Origin of the sequence: Alicyclobacillus acidocaldarius subsp. acidocaldarius DSM 446, from assembly GCF_000024285.1 — a bacterium.
GTDB lineage: Bacteria > Bacillota > Bacilli > Alicyclobacillales > Alicyclobacillaceae > Alicyclobacillus > Alicyclobacillus acidocaldarius.
Window position 1 is genome coordinate 260,530 of the sequence record NC_013205.1, and the last position, 16,840, is coordinate 277,369.

The following is a 16,840-nucleotide window of genomic DNA, read 5'->3' on the forward strand; positions in this document are numbered from 1 at the left end:
ATGTGAAGCGGTTCAAGTGTCCTACTCAGGAAGGGTTCATGCGGCGCGTGAAATCTGTGGAACGGATGATCAGCAGGATCGTCGGGAGAAAGCTCGAAAGGATCGTGGTGAACAGCGAGGGCGGAGGAGGGAGCGCGTGGGCATGGAATCACCGCTTGCAGCCCAGGATGCGGAGCGAGTCGCCCGTGGCCTCGAATGGATGGAAGATATAACCACGCAAGGGCAGGGAGCGCACGAAGACGCGCAGGCGCTTGTGTATCGGCCGCCGCGCATCGTTCACCCGGTGCCCGGGTACCAGTGGAACGGCGCGCTGGGCCGCGCGCAGGCGCTCATCCGCGTGCCGCGCAGTTGGAATGGCAAGCTCGTCATCGGTGCCACGCCCGCTGTCCGGTCGGAATTCGCCCTGGATCACCTCGTCTCGGACATCGTGTTGCAAAGGGGCTACGCCTATGCCGCCTGCGACAAGGCGACGCCCGGCCTGACTCTGCGCGATCCCGCCCGTTCCATGGCGGAGTGGGAGTATGTTTACGTCCACCTCATCGAGGTGGCCAAGCGCGTGCTCGCCCTGCGTTTCGCGCAGGTGCCGCTTCGCACCTACGTGCTCGGTGTGTCGAACGGCGGCTACGTGGCGCGTATCCTGGCCGAGCGGCATTCGGACGAGATCGACGGCGCCGTCGACTGGGAGGGCGTGCACTGGGATCCGGACGGACCGCACCTGCTGAAAACGCTGCCCGCGTGGATCGCCGGGTTCGCCGCGTACGCGCGTGCTGACGGTGCCGAGCGAAATCGGCTGCGGGACCATCTCGTCGCGCTCGGGCTGCCGGGCGGTGCCGAGCGCCACTGGGCCATCTACTACCAGATGTACTGGCTCGTGACGCTCTGGCTCTACGGGCGCAATCTGGATCCTGACTGGCCAACCTTCGCGCTCCCTTGGTCGAACGACTGGTTGCACGATCTGTCCGCACTTGCGGCCTATCCAGCCGAAGAGCGGGCTTCGTGCATCGCTTCCCGCATCCGTCCCATCGCGAACACCGGACACATCGGCGTGCCCGTGCTCACCGTGGCGGGCAACTGGGACTGCCTCTTGCCCTTTGCGTATCATCAGGCCGCGTACGCCGAGAAGGTCGCCGCGTCGGGCTGCGCGCGCCTGCATCGGCTGTACGAGATCGACCGCGGCAATCACGTGGACGGGCTCTTGCGGCTCAATCGCGGCGACGAACAGCCGGTCTTTCCGTATTTTGAAGCGGCGTTCACGCGCCTCGAGCGGTGGGTGGAGCGCGGAGAGGAGCCGCCGCCAGGCGGCCTGTACCGCACGGTTGACGATCTCGCCCGGGGCGCCGAGCTGTTCGCAGACACCAACCTGGAGGCGTGATGAAGATGCAGATTTCTTTACAAGGGCGCGTCGCCATCGTCACCGGTGCGGCGAGCGGGATTGGGCTCGCCGTCGCCACCGCCATGGCCGAAGCGGGGGCGAGCGTGGTGCTGTCGGACCTGCGCCAGGACGCGGCCGAAGCGCAGGCACAGGCCCTGCGTCAGCGCGGACTGGATGTGATGGCCGTCGCGGCGGACGCCTCGGACGAGGGCGAGATCGACCGGCTGTTCACGCGCGCGGAGGCGCAGTATGGCCACGTGGACATCGTGGTCAACAACGCTGGCATGCAGCATGTGGCGCCCATCGAAGACTTCCCGTCCGACGTCTTTCGCAAGATGGTGGACCTCATGCTCACGGGGCCATTCCTCAGCATCAAGCGGGCGCTGCCCGGGATGAAGGCGCGCGGGTATGGGCGGATTCTCAACATGGCCTCGGTCAACGGCCTCATCGGGTTTGCAGGCAAGGCGGCGTACAACGCGGCCAAACACGGGCTCATCGGCCTGACGAAAGTGGCGGCGCTCGAGGCGGCCGAGCACGGCGTGACGGTGAACGCGCTCTGCCCGGGCTACGTCGACACGCCGCTCGTCCGCAACCAGCTGGCCGATCTCGCCCGCACGCGCAACGTCCCCGTGGAGCAGGTGCTGGAGGACGTGATTTATCCGCTCGTGCCGCAGAAGCGGCTGCTCGCGCCCGAGGAGGTGGCGCACTACGCCGTGTTCCTCGCGTCCGATCTCGCCGCCTCCGTCACGGGCCAGGCCGTCGTGATCGACGGAGGCTATATGGCGCAGTAGGTCAAGGGGCTGTCCCGGGGGACAGCCCTGGTTCACCTCAGGAGCCCCCGGGGCCCCAATTCACTGGGCTCGGTGTGAAAGCACTTGGAGGCGCGATGGGGAAATTCACGTACGACGCGTACGTGCTGTTTCGTTCAATCTCATACACGCCACCCAGGAGTCTCGTGCTCTGCGGGCCTGACGGGATGAGATGCGGGATATCACTGGTCGTAATGGTCACGCGCAGGCGGTGACCTGGAGCCACATAATCAAGGGTCGGAAAGACTTCGATGTCAAATTCTTCAATATGTCCAGGTGTAAGTGTCGATTCGCTCTCTTGGGTGTACGGGTGGAACGGTATCAAAAGCTTATCCTTCACATACCAGGACTTCTGTGTATCCACTGTACGGAATGAACCGAGCAACGCACCTTCGGTGAGTGGATACGCCTTGCCATCTGGAGAGACGTCCTCGACCGTGGCCACGAACTCGGCGTCTGGTCTCGTGGATTCGGCGAACAGCGTGACGTCGATGGGGCCTGCAAGGAATGCTCCCTGCGTAAACGGCTCCGTGGTATACGTGAGCCCAGTGGTTTCGAAGGCGGTATCATTCTGTGTACCCGGCGATGGAGGTAAGTTAAATGCGCGATTGACGAGCTCGGTAGCCCCCATGAACCACTGGACAGTAGAGCGGTTCAGCGGGATCGACAGCCCAGTGTACGGAATCGTGTCGGCTCCGGCCAAGGTTGTAGGTTTGCTTGGTAGCAGCCAACCGTCATTGAGGGAGTGGGCTGTGCCTGTTCGGCCGTCGCTGAAGTAATACGTGACGGGCGTTGCCTCGTCAAATGGGACGCGGTCCGTGTTATACCACGTACCTTGTGAGAGCGCATAAACATGAAGTGGCGTGCTCGTTTGGTCGATTCCAGTCGACTCGTCCTTGAGCCAGCGATCATACCATGCGAGTGCAAAAGGATCGATTGCTGTCGGCATCAGGGTGAGATGGTACCACGGACCCATGATGAGTTGATAACGGCCCGTGACGGGCTCGTTAGGCTGCATCGGCTGATCCGTCGGGAGGTGGTTCCACGCGTTTTGCAATCCCACGTAATTCAAGATCTCGCCTCGCTGAAAGAGGTCGAACCAGCCACCTACCAAAAGAGCCGGAATACCATTGCGCACGACGTCTGCAAGTACGGGGCCAGGGCTGCGCGATTCCCAAAAGGGGCCGTCGTAACTCAGCGGGCCGCCCGTTTCGATGTCGGTGAGGAGCGGCAGATAGAACCCGCTGAGAGCAGACGTGTGTTGCAATGCCGTTTCGAGACCTAATCCAGGACTTTGTAACAGGCTGTCTGGAGGTAATTCGTCGAGTCCTGCCCGCAGGGTGAGCCAAGGTAAAGAGAATTCCAAGTCCGGTATACCGCCCATGAAGGCCGTATCGCGGTAGAGGTCGTTAGCTGCAACGAGAGGAACGATACACTTGAGCGGAGAGTTCGGGCCCACGGCTGCAGCGACGAGCAGCTGGTTAATCCCAAGGTAGGACTCGCCCATCATGCCAACTTTCCCTGTAGATCCAGGCAGCTTCGCACACCAGTTTACAAGCTCGACACCATCCTGAATCTCGCGGGGGCCCAGGAACTCCCATTCACCTTCCGAAGATCCTGTCCCGCGGACGTCCGCAACGACTTCGATATACCCGCGCTCAACAAAGTATGGGTCAAAGCCGACGCCCGGGATGGTGATATCTTTGCGGTAGGGCGTCATTGCCAAAATCACTGGAAATGGGCCTTGTGCCGGTTGACCGGTTTGCGGGTCTTTCGGGCGATAAACGTCCGCTAACAGAATCGTGCCATCCGACATCGTGATACGCACGTTTTTTTCCACATACACGCCGTAGGTTGCGGGTTCAGGTGACCATGTAGGAAGCACATCGGTTGCTCTGACCGTGACATTCTGAGCTCGTGCGTGATGCGGAACAGAGCCGGTCGTTTTCGCCGTGACTGTCGGGATAGGCAACAGCAGTGAACCTGTCACCACGTACGCCGCTGCTTTCATCCATTTCGATTTCGTTGCTGGCGCTGTCATTGATCCTCGAACCCTCCCAGATTTATGTTTCTGAACATTCTCATCTATACAATACGTCAAACAGCGCATTTCTCCTGCTGCTGTTATGTAACAGAGAAACTGGATGTTTCGCGCTCACGGGTTGAGTTGCAAGGGTCTTAACCACTTGGTACGATTAGGTCAGTATGTCGGTGATGGAGCTCACCGGAACCGCCCACGACGGGCTGATGGCTCCTGCGATGCACGGATGCTTTCTTGCAATGCGTCCGCGCGTGGCAGGAGCCATTTTCATGCAGAGCGAAGGGGGAAAAGGGTTTGGACGAATGGAAAAAGATTGCCGCCGTGCTGGTCGGAGGCGCGCTGGGCGGAGGACTGCGCGATCTCGTCGATGTCGCTGTCGGTCAGGTGCACCTGTTCCCGCTCGGCATCTTCGTCATCAATTTGACGGGCGCTTTTTTGCTCGGCCTGATTCAGCAACTGGCGGTAAGGCACGCGTTTCCGCATTGGCTGGTGGCAGGCCTCGGTCCGGGCGTCATGGGTGGGTACACGACGTTCTCGACGTTTGCCGTCGGCGCGTGGGAGGCGCTGCGGCTCGCGCCGTGGCAAGGCGTGCTGTACGTGGTGCTGACCGCCGTGTTGGGTCCCCTCTGCGCGTGGCTCGGGACGAAGGCAGTGCCTGTGCGGGCGACGCCCGAAGAGGAATGGGAAGCGGAAGAGGAGGTTTCGCTGTGAACGACGCCGTGCTTTGGTTGACCACGGGCGGATCGGCCATCGGGGCGGTCCTTCGTTATGTCGTGGGGCAGTGGGTCGGCAAGGTGAACAAGACGCCCTTTCCGTGGGGGACGTGGATCATCAATATGGTGGGCACGCTGTGCTTGGCTATCTTCACAGCGCGCCTTGCGCACGAAGATCCGCACCTTTTCATCTTTCTCGGCGCGGGTTTTTGTGGCGGATTCACCACGTTCTCGAGCTTTTCCACGGAAACCGTGGCGTTGTGGAGAACTCATCGCGGCTTGGCCATCGCGTACGTGGCGTCGTCCGTGATCTTGGGACTCGCCATTGCCGCCGTGGTGAACGCATGGATGCCGCGCTCCGCTTGAGTGGCCGTATCGCGGCGCGAGTCAGCGCGAAGACACGTTCGTGGCCTCGTTGGACGGTCCGCCGGGCGAGCCCGTGACGTTCGGGAGGCCGAAACGTGGAGGCGGTTGGGTGACGGCCTGTGTCTTTTCGCGCGCGATCTCGTCCGGCAGGGATTCGATGAGCTTCTTCCAATCCACGTTGGAACCAACGTCTTGCTTGAATTCGTCGGTATAATCGTCGTCCGCCACCTTCCACGCGCCCGTCGCGTCGGGTTGCAGCGTCAACTTATGAACGACGCCCGGGAAGTTGGCGAGGACCGCCGGATTGGCGGTCATATGTTCGGTTGCCGCAGGCAAAATGGAGACCGTGGCTTTGTGGCTCCACAGGGTGCAACGCAAGATGGTTGGGTGATAGTGGAAATCGTGAATCCAGGCATCTCCCCATGACTTCCACGAGACGTAAAAAACTGTCATCCTTCCGTCTGCATACTTCTGCGACGGCGTGCCTTGTACCATCAAAAAGTCGGGCAACGTGAGCTGCCGCGTATACTGATTGACAAGCGGCATCTCAACGTACAACTCGGACGTATAGAGGACCTTTTCAAGTGTGGAAGCGGACGAATGCTGTTCTTGCCACCACTGTTGGACCACGTTCCCCGAGGATGGCACGGGGACGGGCGTTGGATTGGAGTAGACGCGCGGCGCCTCCCAAACCGCGAGGAATGCACCGGCCAGAAGCACAGCTGCGCCTGCCGCGAGGGCCGTAAAACGCGCCGCCTTCACAAAATCACCCCTCATAGAGGAAAATGAGAAAAAATATGAGAGGATCATAGCTTGGCGCGATTCGTCTGTCAATCCCTAAAAATCAAAATGTTGATCTCAGAGAACCGAGGTGAACTCAGACAAGGAAAACCCTCGTCCGCGCCTCGATCTCGCGGAAGCTCATCTTCAGCGAATCTATGAATGGGGATTTCAAAAACCAAATGCGCGCGCAGTCCCCGTGGACACCACCCTGATTTGAGGAATGCGCGCGCATGGGTGACAAACTGATCATAGCATGGAAGACGAAAATGTGGGAAGGTAATTACTGATTTCAAATCCAATCTGTTGGACCTGTTAGCGCAAGCTTCCTATCGGCGGTGCGTCTCCCAGTGGAGCACATTTCGCCGCTTGAACACGAACATGCGCATGAACACGTACGAGACGGACGACGAGACGAACATCGCGCCGCCTTTGGCGATGTTGCTCCCCAGCATATAGGGGAGTCCGCGATGCGTGACCAGGTAATCGTTCGCGCCCACCAGAATCGCGTCGTTCAACACCAGGTTGACGAGTGACTGCAGCGCAAATTTCATCTTCTCCCGGCGCGATCCCGTCGCGATGTCGCCGAACGTCCAGAACCGGTTCCACAGATAACTGTTGCAGATGGCCGCGAGCACCCCGATCGTGTTGTACGCCATCAGGACGAGCGGCGATCGCGTCGGAAACGCGAGCAGAAGCGCGTTCAACACGCCGAGATCGACGGCCGCGTTCATCACGCCGACGAGCAAAAACTTGAAGTAGCGCCGCACATAGCGGTAGACGACGCGCACCGCGTACACCATTTGACCCCTCTTTTGTCGACCTTCTCTGTCATCCCCAGACTTCGTGCGCAATCTCGACGACGTGGCGCTGCTTCGCCCACTGTTCGTCTTCGGTCAACAGATTCCCCTCTTCCGTCGACGCAAAGCCGCACTGCGGGCTCAGGCACAGTTGGTCGAGCGGGACGTAGCGCGTGGCCTCGTCGATCCGCCGCTTGACCTCGTCCTTGTCCTCGAGCGCGCCGTGCTTGCTGGTGATGAGGCCGAGCACGATGAAAAGCGACTTGCGGTTCACAAACCGAAGCGGCTCGAACCCGCCCGCCCGCTCTGTATCGTATTCGAGGAAGAACCCGTCGATGTTGAGCTTCTGGAACAACGTCTCTGCGACGGGCTCGTAGCCTCCAGACGAAATCCAGGTGGAGCGGAAGTTCCCGCGGCAGATGTGCATGGTGATGGTCATGTCCGCGGGCTTCGCCTCGAGCGCCTTGTTGATGGTCTCCGCGTACTTGGCCTCGAGTCGCTTCGGGTCCCGCCCTTTGGCCATCATCTGCTGCTTCTGCTCGTCCGAGCAAAGATACGCCCAGGCCGTGTCGTCGAGCTGCAGGTAGCGGCAGCCCGCGTCGTAGAACGCACGAATGGCGTCCTGATAGGTGAGAGCGAGATCATGGAACATCTCGTCCTCGTCTTGGTACACCCCTTCTGCGATCTCGCCGCGGAAGTGCAGCATGCTGGGGCTCGGGATGGTCATTTTCGCCACGTGCTGACCCGCGACTTCGAGCAGGAAGCGGAAGTGCGCCAGCATCGGGTGATCCTTTGGAAAGCCGAGCTTGTCCACCACGCGGATGGCGCGCGGGCGGGTGGTCACGTTGTGGAACTGAATGCCGCCCTGCGCGGGCTCGTAGCCCTGCACGCCGTCAAGGTGCTCGAGGAAATCGAAGTGCCACCACGAGCGCCGCAGCTCGCCGTCCGTTACGGCGACCAACCCAACCTCTTTCTGCTTCGCGACGATCTGGCGAATCGCTTCGTTCTCGACGGCCGTCAGCGCATCGCGGTCGATCTCGCCCGCAAAAAACCGCCGGCGCGCCTCCTTGACAGGCTCGGGGCGCAGCAGGCTGCCCACCTGATCTGCGCGAAACGGCGGCTTATGGCCCAGGCTTGCGTGAGACATGGCGGATCATCCTCGTCGTTCATGATTTTATGTGTCAGACGAGGTCATCGTACCACAAACGTGTGCGGTTTGGCTTCGGAGACTTCGCGGACAACCGCGATGGCGGCACGGATAGGGCTCGCGCGGTCGCGGAGGCATCATCTCACGCGCGCCGCCGAGGCGTCGCGACTTCGCCCGCAGGTACTTCGCCGAGCTGGTGCGCCACGAGGGCGTTCGACGCGTGGAGGGATGGATGGCGCCGCCAATCTGACCACGGTGCGTGAAGGCGAACCAGAATGCGATTCGGGTTCCTCTTTTTTTAACTATAAATGTAATTCTCCTCCCTTTATACTGTCGGTTAACTAGAAAGAACAGAATCGACAGACACAGGGAGGGTTCCGCATGCGAGCGCTCACACGCCTGTCCGTCGCCGCGGCCGCTTCAGCTGTTCTTGCCGCGCCGGCGGCGGTTTTCGCCGCACCGCTTCAGGAACGGGCGGTGGTGGCTTCCCGCGATCCGCGAATGCGCGGCGCGCACCCAGAGGGGACGCTACCGCCTTCGCAGCCCATGCACCTGGTGATCACCCTGCGCCTGCGCCACGAGGCGCAGCTCGAGCGCCTGATTCAGAACTTGTACACGCCCGGATCGCCAGACGCGGGGCGGTTTCTCACGCCAGCCGAATTCGACGCAGAGTTCGCACCGACAAAGGCGGACGTGCAGGCTGTGGTTCAGGGTCTGCGCGCATACGGGCTCAGCGTCCAGCAGACGGCCGATCCCATGGTGCTCTCGGTCGCCGGCCGGGCGCGCGACGTTGAGCGAGCGTTCGGCGTGCGCGAGATGAAATATGAGAAGGGAACGGCCGCGTGGTATGCGCCGGACGGGGCTGCGACGCTGCCCGCGCCGCTGGCCGCACGCGTATCGGCCGTCGTGGGCCTGTCGAGCGACGCGATGGAGCGCCACCTCGTGATGGCGCACGCCGCGCCGGCGGGCGGCGGCTACACGCCCGCGCAGATTCAGCGCGCCTACGACTACACGCCGCTCTACAGCCACTACATGGGCCGCGGGCAGGTCATTGCGATTGTAACTTCCGGCTCCGTCCAGATGTCGGATATCCAGGCGTTCGATCGCGCCTTCGGACTGTCAAATCCCGTGGTGCGCCAGCGCGTGATCGACGGATCGTACACGTCGCCCAATGACGAGACCACGCTCGACTGCGAATGGGCGCACGCCGTTGCGCCCACCGCGTCGCTCGCCGTGTATGAAGCGGCGCAGCCGGACGCCCAGTCGTTCATCGACGCGTTCGCGCAGGTCGCCGCGGACGACGGCGCGCACGTGGTCACGACGAGTTGGGGCGCGCCCGAATCAGAGACGGATTCGTCCACGATGCAGGCGGAGCACCAGATCTTCATGCAGATGGCTGCGCAGGGACAGAGTGTGTTCGCGGCGGCGGGGGACAGCGGATCGTCCGACGGAACGAGTGGGACCGATGTCGACTATCCTTCGTCCGATCCGTACGTCACCGCATGCGGCGGGACGAGGCTCGTGCTCGGCACCGACGGCGCGCGCCTTGAGGAGACGGCCTGGTCCGACACGGGCGGCGGCGTGAGCTCGGTGTACGGCGAGCCGTGGTGGCAATACGGACCGGGCGTGCCGCAGACCGGCTATCGCCAGACGTGCGACGTGAGCCTGAACGCGGATCCGGCCACGGGCTACGACTTCTACTATCAGGGCCAGTGGGAAGTCGCGGGAGGCACGAGCTTCGTCGCACCAATGATGGCGGCCACGTTTGCGCTCATCGATCAGGCGCGAGCGCTCGAAGGCAAAGCGCCAATTGGGCTGGCGGACGTAGGCATCTACGCGATGGCGCGGAACACGTCATACGCGCCGTATGCGTTCCACGACATCACGGCCGGATCGAACGGAGCGTACAACGCAGGGCCTGGGTGGGATCACCCGACGGGATTTGGCTCCATCGACGCGTACTACTTCCTGCACGGGCTGGACTGAGTCGGGGCGCGGGTGAAGGCTTGTTGCGGGCGATCGCGCCCTAGGCACAAGCGGCGTGGATTCAATTCTGTTTTGAAGCCGCCGCGATATCCTGAAACGAAGTGAGTAGGGAGGCGATCGCATGAGCCATCACAAGCATTGGATTGTGGAGTCCATCTGCCCGCGGTGTGAGAAGAAAAACGTCGTCGAGGTGCCCGAAGGCGAGCTTGTGGTACGCGTACACTGCCAGCACTGCGAACATGGCTACGACTACAATCACATCGTCCGCGAGCACAAGGAGGTCGACGTCGACGACTGAGCGCGGCGTCGCAACAAGCACCTTGATGCGAAGCAGCGCGTTGTTGGCCGCCCGGCTTGGGCGGCTTTTTTCACGCCTCCGGCGGCTCGACCGCCAATCGATACCCCACGCCTGGTTCGGTGACAATGCGCCATGGGCGAGACGGATCGTCCTCGAGCTTCTTGCGGAGGTGGCCGATGTACACGCGCAGGTAGTGCGCGGCGTTGTCGGGATCGACGTCGCCCCAAACGTGGCGCAAGAGTTGCCTCTGTGTCACGACCTTTCCGGCGTTCTGCGCCAGGGCCTTCAGCAGATCGTACTCGATAGGCGTGAGCTTCACCGCTTCGCCGTTCAGTTCCACCCGCCGCTCCGCCAGGTGAATGGCGAGGCCCGCCGCCTCGATGACGGGTTCATCCTGGACGCGCGCGGCGTGTCGGAGTGCCACGCGGATCCGGGCGAGCAGCTCGCCCATGCCGAAGGGCTTTACCACGTAATCGTCCGCGCCAGCGTCGAGTGCCGCAATTTTGTCTTCTTCCGCGTCGCGCACGGTCAGCATGATGACGGGCATCTGCGACCACTCGCGCAGCCGCCGCAACACCTCGATGCCTTCCATGTCGGGCAGGCCCCAGTCGATCACGGCGAGATCGGGCCGCTTCGTGCTCGCCACCACCAGTGCCTCTTCTCCGCTCGAAGCTTCCAGCACCTCGTATCCATGTCCTTTGAGCGCAATCTGCATGAGCTTCAAAATCGCGCGCTCGTCGTCCACCACCAGAATCTTTGCCCCACTCACCGATTTTCCGCCTCCTTGGGAGCCGGCCGCGCCGCCAACCGAATGTGAAACGCGGTGCCGGGATTCATCCGCTCGACCTCGATGTGTCCGCCGTGCGCCTCGACGACAGCCCGCACGATGGCGAGGCCGAGGCCCGTGCCCGGGATCTTGTTGACCCGCTGGCTGCGGTAAAACTTGTCGAACACGCGGTCGATCTCGTCGTCCGAAATGCCGATACCGTAGTCGCGGACCTCGAGCGTCGCCTCTGTCCCGCACGACGCGAGCGTCACGTCGGTGGGCGCGCCGGGCGGCGAGTACTTGGCCGCATTCGAGAGGAGGTTCACCACCGCCTGTTGGAACAGCGTCTCGTCGACTTCCGCGATGGGGGACGGATGCGGCGCCCGCACGCGCACAGGATGGTCGGCAGTTAACTCCGCGACCTCGTGCAGCGCGCTGCGGATGACGTCGGCGAGATCGGTGGGCCGCCTGTTGAGCACCAGCATTCCCCCTTCAATGCGCGCCATGCCGATGAGATTCGTGACGAGTCGATTCATGCGCAGGGCGCTGTTGCGAAGCGTCAGCACGAGTTCACGTCGATCGGCCGGATCGAGCGACGCGCCTGGGTCAAGCAGGGCCTCGGCCGCTCCGAGCATGGTGGTGATGGGGGTGCGCAGCTCGTGGGAAATGGAGTTGAGGATGGCGGTTCGGATGCGCTCCGATTCCGCCGCGATGTCCGCAAGCCGCGCCCGCTCTTCGGACGCGATTCGGCTGAGCGCGATGGCCACGAGGCTCGCCATGGCCCGCAGGATGTCCACGATCTCGCCGCGCGTGGCCAGACGAAACTGCCCGGGTTCGCCGACGATGAAGGCGCCGTACACCTCGTCCTGAGCGCGGATCGGCACGTACAAGAACGCAGCCTGGCCGTGAGACTTCGAGCCGAAGCTGGCGAGATCGCCGTGGCGAAGGACCCAGTCGAGGACCTGCCGATCGATCACGGGGTCTGCCTCATCTCCCTGAAGTGCCCGAAGATCGTAGCCGTGCGGCCGCTTGAGGGCAATGTACGCGTGCGTGTTCAGCAGATCTCGGACCTGTTCCAGCGCGGTCTGGACCACGCGAGCCTCGTCCATCGCGGCCGTCAGGGCTCGGCTCATGCGAAAGAGTGTCTGCGCGATGCGCGCGCGCTGGCTGGCCTCCTCCGCCCTCCGCCGCATGCTAGAGGCGAGCCCCGCAGTCGTGATGGCCACGACGAGAAACACCGCGAACGACACGAGAAAGCGAAGATCGCTCACCGCGTAGCTGAAGATGGGCGGCACAAAGAAGAAATCGAACGACATGAGGCCAAGGCACGCCGCAAACACGCCGGGCCAAAGGCCGTACACGCCGGACGCGACGACGACCGGAATCAGATACAGCATGGCGATGTTGACGCGATCGTAATGGAAGTCGAGCAAAAACACGAGGCCCGTGAGGAGCGCGTCCATGCCGCATACGGCGGCGTATGCCCAGACGGCACGGGCGGGCCGAGGCAGCGCGGTCTCGCCTTGGCGCCCTTCCTGCCACCATGTGGGCCAATTCACGCGCAGGATCTGCCACTTCGGGGTAAATCGCACACGCATCCACTCCGTGCGGCGCGCATGCCGCAAACTGTCTCTCCTGAAGGGTAGCGCGACGATGCGGGCTTGCCAACGATTTTTACGCATTTTTTACGCCATCGGCGGCGAATCAACATCCGATTCCTCATGCCCGGCTGGATAGACTGCGAGGTGTCGGCCGGAGGGGGGAGTTGTTGTGGAGGACGTCATCTCAATCGCCCTGTTTTTGGCGGTGTTTGCACTCTTGTACGTCATTCATCGATCCTTCGATCGTTCATAGGGGGGCGTGACCATGTGGTTTTTGCTCGTGCTGTCCATCGCGGTGATGGCCTATCTCGTCTACGTGATGTTCCATCCGGAGAAGTTCTGACGCCTGCTTTTCTGGACCGGGCGGGCGTGAACAAGAAAGGGAGGCGCTAGGAGTGACCTTATCCGGCATCCTCGCGATTTTTCTGGTGGTGCTTGCGCTCGTCGCGTGCGCGTGGCCACTGGGTGGCTATATCTATCGAACGTTTGTCGGCGAGCGCGTCCGACCGGACGCCGTGATGGTGCCCGTCGAGCGTGCCATCTATCGGCTCATCGGCGTCAATCCGGAAGTCGAAATGGACTGGAAGGCATATCTCCGGGCCATGATGGTGTCCAACCTCGTCATGGCGCTCTTTGCGTACGCCGTGTTTCGCTTGCAGGGCGTGCTGCCGCTCAATCCGGCGCATATCCCCGCGATGCCGCCCTATTTGGCGTTCAACACGGCGGCAAGTTTCATCACCAACACCAACTGGCAGAACTACGCCGGTGAGCAGTCCTTGTCGTACCTGAGCCAGATGATCGGTATCACGTTCCTGCAATTCACGTCCGCGGCGACCGGGCTCGCGGCGGCGATGGCGTTTTTGCGCGGCCTGAGCCGCCAGAAGACGGACGCGCTTGGCAACTTTTGGGTCGATCTCGTCAAGGCGCACACGCGCCTTCTCCTGCCCATCGCGGCCATCCTTGCCGTGTTGCTGCTCGCGCTCGGCGTCCCCGAGACGCTCTCCGGGCCAGCCGTCGTGCACACGCTGGCCGGGAGCATGCAGACCATCGCGCGCGGTCCGGTGGCGACGCTTGAAGCCATTAAACAGCTCGGGACGAACGGGGGAGGGTTCTTCAACGCCAACTCCGCGCACCCGTTCGAGAATCCGAACGCGTGGACGTGCATCCTCGAAATCATGGGCATGGGGCTCATTCCAACCGCCCTGGTGTTCACCGCGGGGCATTTTCTGCGCAGCCGCAGATTGGCCATCGTGCTCTGCACCCTGCTCGGCGCCATCCTGCTCGCGGGTGCGTACATCGTGTACGCGTACGAAGCGGCGGGGAATCCCATTCTCGCGCACGCGCTCGGCATTCATGGTCCCAACATGGAGGGCAAGGAGGTGCGGTTCGGCCTGCCCCTGACGAGCCTGTTCGTCGCCGCCACCACCGCGTACACCACCGGCGCGGTGAACGCGATGCACGACAGCCTGATGCCCCTGAGCGGCATGGTTCCACTCCTATTCATGATGTTCAACCTGATCTTCGGCGGGAAGGGCGTGGGGCTACTCAATATCCTCATGTTTCTCATCATCGCGGTTTTCATCTCCGGGCTCATGGTCGGGCGAACTCCGGAGATCTTCGGAAAGAAGATCGAGGCTCGCGAGATGAAGCTCGCGACGGCGGCGATGCTCGTGCATCCGTTCGTCATCCTCGTCCCGACCGCCATCGCCATGGCGCTGCCGAGCGCCCGGGCTTCCATGGGCAACCCTGGACTGCACGGGTTCACCGAGGTCCTGTACGCGTTCACGTCGGCAGCGGCCAACAACGGCTCGGCATTCGCGGGGCTGAACGGAAACACGCCGTTTTACAACATCTCCATCGGGCTCGTGATGTTGTTCGGGCGCTACGTGTCGATCATCGCCATGCTCGCCATCGCAGGTTCGCTCGCCGGAAAGGCGCGCATCCCCGAAACGTCGGGCACGCTCAAGGTGGACACGTTCGCGTTTGGCTACGTGTTTGTCGCGGTGTTCATCATCGTCGGCGCGTTGACGTTCTTCCCGTATCTCGCGCTCGGGCCGATAGGCGAACAGCTGCAACTCGGCTGAAAGGAGAGTGTGCGTATGGCTCGCAAAGGCTCGTTCGATCGCGCCCTCGTCTTGCGCGCATGTGTCGACTCCTTCGTCAAACTCGATCCGCGCGTCCTGGTGCGCAATCCCGTGATGTTCGTCGTCGAGATCGGCATGTTGGTCACGCTCGCGCTGACCTTCGATCCCAGCCTGTTCGGCTCCGCGGTGCGCCCTGGCGGTATGGCCGGCGCGCGAGGCTATGATCTCGCCGTCACGGTGATTCTCTTTGTCACCCTGCTCTTCGGCAACTTTGCTGAGGCCATCGCGGAAGGACGCGGCAAGGCGCAGGCGGAGTCGCTGCGCAGGACGAAAACAGAACTGATGGCGAACGTCCTGCGCGATGGGCGCTACGAACGCATCCCGGCGTCCGATCTGCGCAAGGGGGACGTCGTCAAGGTGGTGGCGGGGGAACTCATCCCCGCGGACGGCGAGGTGATCGAGGGCATTGGCAGTGTGGATGAGTCGGCTATCACCGGCGAATCGGCTCCGGTCATTCGCGGAGCGGGGGGTGACTTCAGCTCGGTCACAGGCGGGACGAAGCTGTTGTCGGATGAACTCGTCATCCGCGTCACCGCCAATCCCGGCGAGACGTTTCTCGACCGAATGATCGCGCTCGTGGAAGGCGCGTCTCGGCAAAAGACGCCAAACGAAATTGCGCTGTCCGTGCTGCTCGCGGGGCTCACGCTCATCTTTCTCATCGTCATCGACTGCCTGCCGCCCATCGCGAAGGGGCTCGGCGCACACGTGGACGTCGCGACACTCGTGGCGCTTCTCGTCTGCCTCATTCCCACGACCATTGGCGCGCTCCTATCCGCCATTGGCATCGCTGGTATGGATAGGGTCATACGCTTCAACGTCATCGCGAAGTCCGGCAAAGCCGTGGAGGCCGCCGGCGACGTCGATACGCTCATTCTCGACAAGACGGGCACCATCACCATCGGCAATCGGCTCGCGTCGGCGTTTCTCCCGGTGCAGGGCGTCGATGAGCGCACGCTCGCCGAGAAAGCGGCTTTGTGTTCGCTGTTCGATGAGACGCCCGAGGGCCGCTCGGTGGTCGATCTCGCCCGGCAGATGGGCCTTACCTTCCGCCGCGAGGACTATGCCGATGCACGCAACGTCGAGTTTTCGGCGGACACGCGCATGTCCGGGCTCGACCTTCCGGACGGGACGCGTCTCCGCAAGGGCGCAGCGGACGCCATCAAGCGGTACGTGCTCGCGCAAGGCGGGCAGATCCCGGGCGATCTCGACGCGGTGGTGGAGCGCGTGGCCAAGGAGGGCGGCACGCCGCTCGTGGTGGCCGAGAATCAGCGCGTGTACGGCGTCATCTACCTGAAAGACATCGTCAAGCCGGGCATCCGCGAGCGGTTTGAGGAGTTGCGCAAGATGGGCATTCGGACCGTCATGTGCACGGGCGACAACCCGCTCACGGCGGCGACCATCGCGCGCGAGGCCGGCGTCGACGAGTTCGTCGCCGAGGCAAAGCCCGAGGACAAGATGCGCCTCATCCGGCGCGAGCAGGAACAGGGCAGGCTCGTCGCCATGTCGGGCGACGGCACCAACGACGCGCCGGCGCTCGCCCAGGCGGACGTGGGGCTCGCCATGCAGAGTGGCACACAGGCGGCCAAGGAAGCCGCAAACATGGTCGATCTCGACTCCGATCCGACGAAGCTCATCGAGGTGGTGGCCATCGGCAAGCAGCTGCTCATCACGCGCGGCGCCATCACAACATTTTCGATTGCGAACGACGTGGCGAAGTATTTCGCCATCATCCCGGCGATGTTTACGAGCTTTCTGCCAGCGCTCGGCGCCTTGAACGTGATGCATCTGACGAGCCCGCGGAGCGCCATCCTGTCCGCGCTCATCTTCAACGCTGTGATCATTCCGCTGCTCATCCCGCTCGCGATGCGCGGCGTCAAATACCGCCCGACAAGTGCGATGCAGCTGTTGATGCGAAATCTGCTCCTGTACGGCGTCGGCGGCGTGATCGCGCCGTTTGTGGGGATCAAGGTCATTGATGTCATCCTGCACGCGCTTGGCGCGGTGTGAAGGGGGAAGC

Annotated in this window: 15 protein-coding genes and 1 riboswitch; of the genes, 9 read left to right on the forward strand and 6 right to left on the reverse strand. The window is 62.6% G+C overall.

Translation table 11 applies throughout. From position 1 onward, the window contains the following. Positions 1-142 precede the first annotated feature (142 nt). Positions 143-1,372 carry an alpha/beta hydrolase gene (locus AACI_RS01225; RefSeq protein ID WP_245530749.1) on the forward strand — a complete coding sequence of 410 codons (1,230 nt, stop codon included), beginning with the start codon at positions 143-145 and terminating at the stop codon, positions 1,370-1,372. A gap of 5 nt (positions 1,373-1,377) precedes the next feature. Then, the gene (locus AACI_RS01230) at positions 1,378-2,163 is read left to right on the forward strand and encodes a 3-hydroxybutyrate dehydrogenase (RefSeq protein ID WP_012809678.1); all 786 of its coding nucleotides are present in this window, start codon (positions 1,378-1,380) and stop codon (positions 2,161-2,163) included. Positions 2,164-2,200: 37 nt separating this feature from the next. Here the strand turns inward: AACI_RS01230 and AACI_RS01235 are convergent, their stop codons facing one another. Next, on the reverse strand, positions 2,201-4,222 hold the full coding sequence (locus AACI_RS01235; protein WP_012809679.1) for a CocE/NonD family hydrolase: 2,022 nt from the start codon (positions 4,220-4,222) through the stop codon (positions 2,201-2,203). Positions 4,223-4,382: 160 nt separating this feature from the next. Then, positions 4,383-4,445, forward strand: a riboswitch (Fluoride riboswitch). Positions 4,446-4,516: 71 nt separating this feature from the next. Here AACI_RS01235 and AACI_RS01240 point away from each other — a divergent pair. Next, positions 4,517-4,933, forward strand: a complete 417-nt coding sequence (locus tag AACI_RS01240) for a fluoride efflux transporter FluC (RefSeq protein ID WP_008340372.1) — start codon at positions 4,517-4,519, stop codon at positions 4,931-4,933. Continuing rightward, positions 4,930-5,301: a fluoride efflux transporter CrcB gene (gene crcB, locus AACI_RS01245; RefSeq protein ID WP_012809680.1), complete on the forward strand. Its 372-nt coding sequence runs from the start codon at positions 4,930-4,932 to the stop codon at positions 5,299-5,301. The genes AACI_RS01240 and crcB overlap by 4 nt, the downstream gene beginning before the upstream one ends. A gap of 21 nt (positions 5,302-5,322) precedes the next feature. Here the strand turns inward: crcB and AACI_RS01250 are convergent, their stop codons facing one another. From AACI_RS01250 to AACI_RS01260, 3 genes are all read right to left on the reverse strand, one after another. Further along, the gene (locus tag AACI_RS01250) at positions 5,323-6,063 is read right to left on the reverse strand and encodes a hypothetical protein (RefSeq protein ID WP_012809681.1); all 741 of its coding nucleotides are present in this window, start codon (positions 6,061-6,063) and stop codon (positions 5,323-5,325) included. Between the two features lie 347 nt (positions 6,064-6,410). Next, a complete protein-coding gene (locus AACI_RS01255) occupies positions 6,411-6,884 on the reverse strand; it encodes a GtrA family protein (protein WP_012809682.1) in 474 nt (157 codons plus the stop codon). 28 nt (positions 6,885-6,912) lie between these two features. Next, entirely contained in the window at positions 6,913-8,028 is a 1,116-nt protein-coding gene (locus AACI_RS01260) for a 5-methyltetrahydropteroyltriglutamate--homocysteine S-methyltransferase (RefSeq protein ID WP_012809683.1), read from the reverse strand. Positions 8,029-8,409: 381 nt separating this feature from the next. Between AACI_RS01260 and AACI_RS01265 the strand changes: the two genes are divergently transcribed. Beyond that, the gene (locus AACI_RS01265) at positions 8,410-10,014 is read left to right on the forward strand and encodes a S53 family peptidase (RefSeq protein ID WP_012809684.1); all 1,605 of its coding nucleotides are present in this window, start codon (positions 8,410-8,412) and stop codon (positions 10,012-10,014) included. A gap of 121 nt (positions 10,015-10,135) precedes the next feature. Further along, the gene (locus AACI_RS16490; RefSeq protein ID WP_012809685.1) at positions 10,136-10,312 is read left to right on the forward strand and encodes a hypothetical protein; all 177 of its coding nucleotides are present in this window, start codon (positions 10,136-10,138) and stop codon (positions 10,310-10,312) included. 70 nt (positions 10,313-10,382) lie between these two features. Here AACI_RS16490 and AACI_RS01270 read toward each other — a convergent pair whose 3' ends face one another. Continuing rightward, entirely contained in the window at positions 10,383-11,081 is a 699-nt protein-coding gene (locus AACI_RS01270; RefSeq protein WP_012809686.1) for a response regulator, read from the reverse strand. Continuing rightward, positions 11,078-12,703 carry an ATP-binding protein gene (locus AACI_RS01275; protein ID WP_012809687.1) on the reverse strand — a complete coding sequence of 542 codons (1,626 nt, stop codon included), beginning with the start codon at positions 12,701-12,703 and terminating at the stop codon, positions 11,078-11,080. Before AACI_RS01275 ends, AACI_RS01270 begins: the two co-directional genes overlap by 4 nt. Positions 12,704-12,944: 241 nt before the next feature. Here AACI_RS01275 and kdpF point away from each other — a divergent pair, with 241 nt between their 5' ends. Genes kdpF through kdpB form a run of 3 tightly spaced genes read left to right on the forward strand, consistent with a single transcriptional unit; the run spans position 12,945 to position 16,830 of the window. Then, on the forward strand, positions 12,945-13,022 hold the full coding sequence (gene kdpF, locus AACI_RS17170) for a K(+)-transporting ATPase subunit F (protein ID WP_148213813.1): 78 nt from the start codon (positions 12,945-12,947) through the stop codon (positions 13,020-13,022). 52 nt (positions 13,023-13,074) lie between these two features. After that, the gene (kdpA, locus tag AACI_RS01280; protein WP_012809688.1) at positions 13,075-14,763 is read left to right on the forward strand and encodes a potassium-transporting ATPase subunit KdpA; all 1,689 of its coding nucleotides are present in this window, start codon (positions 13,075-13,077) and stop codon (positions 14,761-14,763) included. Positions 14,764-14,778: 15 nt separating this feature from the next. Continuing rightward, positions 14,779-16,830 carry a potassium-transporting ATPase subunit KdpB gene (kdpB, locus tag AACI_RS01285; RefSeq protein ID WP_012809689.1) on the forward strand — a complete coding sequence of 684 codons (2,052 nt, stop codon included), beginning with the start codon at positions 14,779-14,781 and terminating at the stop codon, positions 16,828-16,830. Positions 16,831-16,840: the final 10 nt, after the last annotated feature.

Excerpts from the sequence above, each read along its gene's own strand:
- AACI_RS01230 (WP_012809678.1), top strand. The coding sequence starts at position 1,378 with ATGCAGATTTCTTTACAAGGGCGCGTCGCCATCGTCACCGGTGCGGCG.
- AACI_RS01225 (WP_245530749.1), top strand. The coding sequence starts at position 143 with ATGGAATCACCGCTTGCAGCCCAGGATGCGGAGCGAGTCGCCCGTGGC.
- AACI_RS01260 (WP_012809683.1), bottom strand. The coding sequence starts at position 8,028 with ATGTCTCACGCAAGCCTGGGCCATAAGCCGCCGTTTCGCGCAGATCAG.
- AACI_RS01255 (WP_012809682.1), bottom strand. The coding sequence starts at position 6,884 with ATGGTGTACGCGGTGCGCGTCGTCTACCGCTATGTGCGGCGCTACTTC.
- kdpB (WP_012809689.1), top strand. The coding sequence starts at position 14,779 with ATGGCTCGCAAAGGCTCGTTCGATCGCGCCCTCGTCTTGCGCGCATGT.
- AACI_RS01235 (WP_012809679.1), bottom strand. The coding sequence starts at position 4,222 with ATGACAGCGCCAGCAACGAAATCGAAATGGATGAAAGCAGCGGCGTAC.
- kdpF (WP_148213813.1), top strand. The coding sequence starts at position 12,945 with ATGTGGTTTTTGCTCGTGCTGTCCATCGCGGTGATGGCCTATCTCGTC.
- AACI_RS16490 (WP_012809685.1), top strand. The coding sequence starts at position 10,136 with ATGAGCCATCACAAGCATTGGATTGTGGAGTCCATCTGCCCGCGGTGT.
- AACI_RS01265 (WP_012809684.1), top strand. The coding sequence starts at position 8,410 with ATGCGAGCGCTCACACGCCTGTCCGTCGCCGCGGCCGCTTCAGCTGTT.